Here is a 2,933-nt window from a genome sequence, read left to right on the forward strand (position 1 = left end):
GCCGCGCGCCGCGACGGCCGGCTCGACAAGAAGGACGAGAAATTCCTCGCCTCGCTCGCCGGTGGGACGGCTGTCAGGCCGCACAAAGTTTGACGGTCGCCCGTCCACGTCTATAATCGCCGGTTTTGCCGATCCTCTACCGGGCTGATGGGGCAAGGGCAGTACAGGACCAAAGGGAAACCAGGGTCCAGGGTGCTGTTGGTTGAATCCCCACGCGGGCGGCGCCGAAGAAGTCTTTCGATGGCGGCCAGTCCTGGAATCATCCTGATTCGCGCCGGCACGATCACCAGGAGATCCTCGTGAATCTGATCCAGACCCTCGAGCAAGAAGAAATTGCTCGCCTGAACAAGACCATCCCCGCGTTCGCCCCCGGCGACACCGTGATCGTCAACGTGAACGTCGTCGAAGGCACCCGCAAGCGCGTGCAGGCCTACGAAGGCGTGGTCATCGCCCGCCGCAACCGCGGTCTGAACTCCAACTTCATCGTCCGCAAGATCTCGAGCGGCGAAGGCGTGGAGCGTACCTTCCAGCTGTACAGCCCCCTGATCGCCTCGATCGAGGTGAAGCGCCGCGGCGACGTCCGTCGCGCCAAGCTGTACTACCTGCGTGAGCGTTCGGGCAAGTCGGCGCGCATCAAGGAAAAGCTGTCCTTCAAGGCAGCCGAATAATCCTTCGGCGCACGCCCCCTCAAAGCCGCTCCAAGGCCCTGCCCGGAGCGGCTTTGTCGTTTCTGGCGTCCAATCGGGGCTTCGCGCCCCGGGCGCCCACGAACAAGTCCGGCTCACCGGACGATCCCGCCGCATGTCGACGCCTTCCCCCAGCCGTCCCGCCATCAAGGATCCCCGCGTCGTTCCCGTCGCCGGCACCGATGCCCACCTGCCGGCCGTTCCGCCGGAGCGCCTGACCCCCGCCTGGCTGCGCCAGCGCTTCCTTCACCCGCCCGACATCGATCCGGAGATTCCCGGCGACGGCGGCATCTTCCCCGGCCGCATCACGACCCAGGCGGCGGTGCTGGTGCCGCTGGTCCAGCGGGCATCCGGCCTGCAGGTGCTGCTGACGCAGCGCACCGCGCACCTGCGCGACCACGCCGGCCAGGTGAGCTTCCCCGGCGGCCGCGCCGAGCCCGAGGACGGCTCGCCCGAGGCCCGGCTCTACACCGACTTCCTCCGCCCGCGCGACTGGGCCGACGAGGTGCCGACGCACCTCTGGTTCTGAAGGGTCCCGAGTGAGCAGCAGCCATTCGAACCGCGCGCGACAGGTCGGATGGTTCGGCGGGTCGTTCGATCCGGTGCATCGCGCCCACCTGGCGCCGAGGCCTTCGAGGTGCCGCTGGCCTTCCTGATGGACCCGGCCCACCACCAGCGCCACAGCTTCGAGTACGAGGTCCCCGGCACGGACGGCCCGCTGATGGGACGACGCCAGTTCCTCTCCATGCCGTGGACGGGGCCAGGTCTTGCGGTCTCGAACGCGGACCCCGACGTCGCCCTCACCGCGGCCAGTCCGAAGGAGTTCTTCATCTGGGGCGCGACGGCGGCGATGTTGCGCAATCTCTACCGCTTCCTGCAGGTTTGACGCCCGCTATCATCCCGGGCCATGAACTTCTTCGCGGTCTTGCTGGCGCTGGTGTGCGAGCAGCTCAAGCCTCTGCCGCACGGGAACCCGGTCCACCAGGGCATGATCGCCTGGGTGCGCTGGACCGGGCGCAACTTCGACGCGGGACGGTCGCATCACGCGGCCGTCGTGTGGACGATCACCGTCGTCGGCCCGGCGCTGCTGGTCGGCGCGATCTACGCGCTGGTGCGCCCCTACAGCCTGCTGCTGTCGCTGGCGCTGGACGTGCTGGTGCTCTACCTGACGCTGGGCTTCCGCCAGTTCAGCCACTACTTCACCGACATCCGCGACGCGCTCGAGCGCGGTGACGAGCTCGAGGCCCGTCGCCTGCTGGCCGAGTGGCGCCACCTGGACGCCAGCGAGCTGCCGCGCACCGAGCTGCTGCGGCATGTGCTGGAGCACTCGCTGCTGGCGGCGCACCGGCATGTCTTCGGTGTCTTCTTCTGGTTCGTGCTGTTCTCGACGCTGGGCCTGGGGCCGGCCGGCGCGGTGCTGTACCGGATGGCCGAATTCGCCGGCCGCTACTGGGCCTTCAAGAGCCGCACGCTGGACGCGCCGACCAACGAGCGCCTGATGGCGCTGTCGCGCAAGCTGTTCGGCATGATCGACCACATCCCGGCGCGCCTGACGGCGACCGGCTTCGCCATCGTCGGCAACTTCGAAGAGGCGGTGAACGCCTGGCGTCGCGACGCGGCGCTCTGGGCGCATGACAACGAGGGCATCATCCTGGCCTCCGCGGCCGGCGCCGTCGGCGTGCAGCTGGGCGGCAGCGCCGCGCCGGGCGTGACCCCCGACCGCAGCAAGACCTTCGAGTCCGGCGGCGACATGGACGCCACCCGCGCCGAGGGCTCGACCGGCGGCGTGCCGCCGCAGCTGGGCCACCTGCAGAGCGTCGTCGGCCTGGTCTGGCGCTCGGTGGTGCTGTGGATGATGCTGCTGGCGCTGCTGACGCTGGCGAACCTGGTCGGCTGAACGACGCTCAGGCGTCGCGCACGTCGGCGAGCACCTGCTGGCCGAAATCGTCGCGCGCCAGGAAACGCAGCACGCGCGTCGCGGTGTCCTCGGCGCTGACGAGCTGGCCCTCGGCCTTGAACGCGGCGAAGCGGTCGCGGTCCGGGAACTTCGACGCATCGCCGCCGCGCAGCTGCGCCTGCATGTCGGTGTCGATGATGCCCGGCGCCAGCGACACGACACGCGCCGCCCGCTCGCCCTGCGCGGCCTTGTGTTCCTCGTCCAGCGCCATCGCGCGGCTGAGGTTGTCCATGCCGGCCTTGGCCGTGCAGTACAGCGCGCTGCCGGCCATCGCGCGGCGACCCAGCCCG

The 2,933-nt window shown here is 69.6% G+C and carries 5 protein-coding genes; 4 read left to right on the plus strand and 1 reads right to left on the minus strand.

All coding sequences use genetic code 11. From position 1 onward, the window contains the following. Positions 1–299: 299 nt before the first annotated feature. From rplS to FUT87_RS20210, 4 genes are all read left to right on the plus strand, one after another. Positions 300–668, plus strand: coding sequence for a 50S ribosomal protein L19 (rplS, locus tag FUT87_RS20200; protein WP_091723501.1), 369 nt, complete (start codon positions 300–302; stop codon positions 666–668). Between the two features lie 133 nt (positions 669–801). Continuing rightward, on the plus strand, positions 802–1,215 hold the full coding sequence (locus FUT87_RS31450; protein ID WP_310735270.1) for an NUDIX domain-containing protein: 414 nt from the start codon (positions 802–804) through the stop codon (positions 1,213–1,215). Between the two features lie 108 nt (positions 1,216–1,323). Beyond that, entirely contained in the window at positions 1,324–1,572 is a 249-nt protein-coding gene (locus FUT87_RS31455; protein ID WP_310735271.1) for a hypothetical protein, read from the plus strand. 21 nt (positions 1,573–1,593) lie between these two features. After that, positions 1,594–2,583, plus strand: a complete 990-nt coding sequence (locus FUT87_RS20210) for a CobD/CbiB family protein (RefSeq protein ID WP_091723506.1) — start codon at positions 1,594–1,596, stop codon at positions 2,581–2,583. Positions 2,584–2,590: 7 nt separating this feature from the next. Here FUT87_RS20210 and FUT87_RS20215 read toward each other — a convergent pair. Beyond that, positions 2,591–2,933, minus strand: a 343-nt coding sequence (locus tag FUT87_RS20215) for an SDR family NAD(P)-dependent oxidoreductase (protein WP_147242184.1), incomplete at its 5' end; no start/stop codon positions are given.

This window comes from Mitsuaria sp. TWR114, from assembly GCF_007997345.1.

Excerpts from the sequence above, each read along its gene's own strand:
- FUT87_RS20210 (WP_091723506.1), top strand. The coding sequence starts at position 1,594 with ATGAACTTCTTCGCGGTCTTGCTGGCGCTGGTGTGCGAGCAGCTCAAG.
- FUT87_RS31450 (WP_310735270.1), top strand. The coding sequence starts at position 802 with ATGTCGACGCCTTCCCCCAGCCGTCCCGCCATCAAGGATCCCCGCGTC.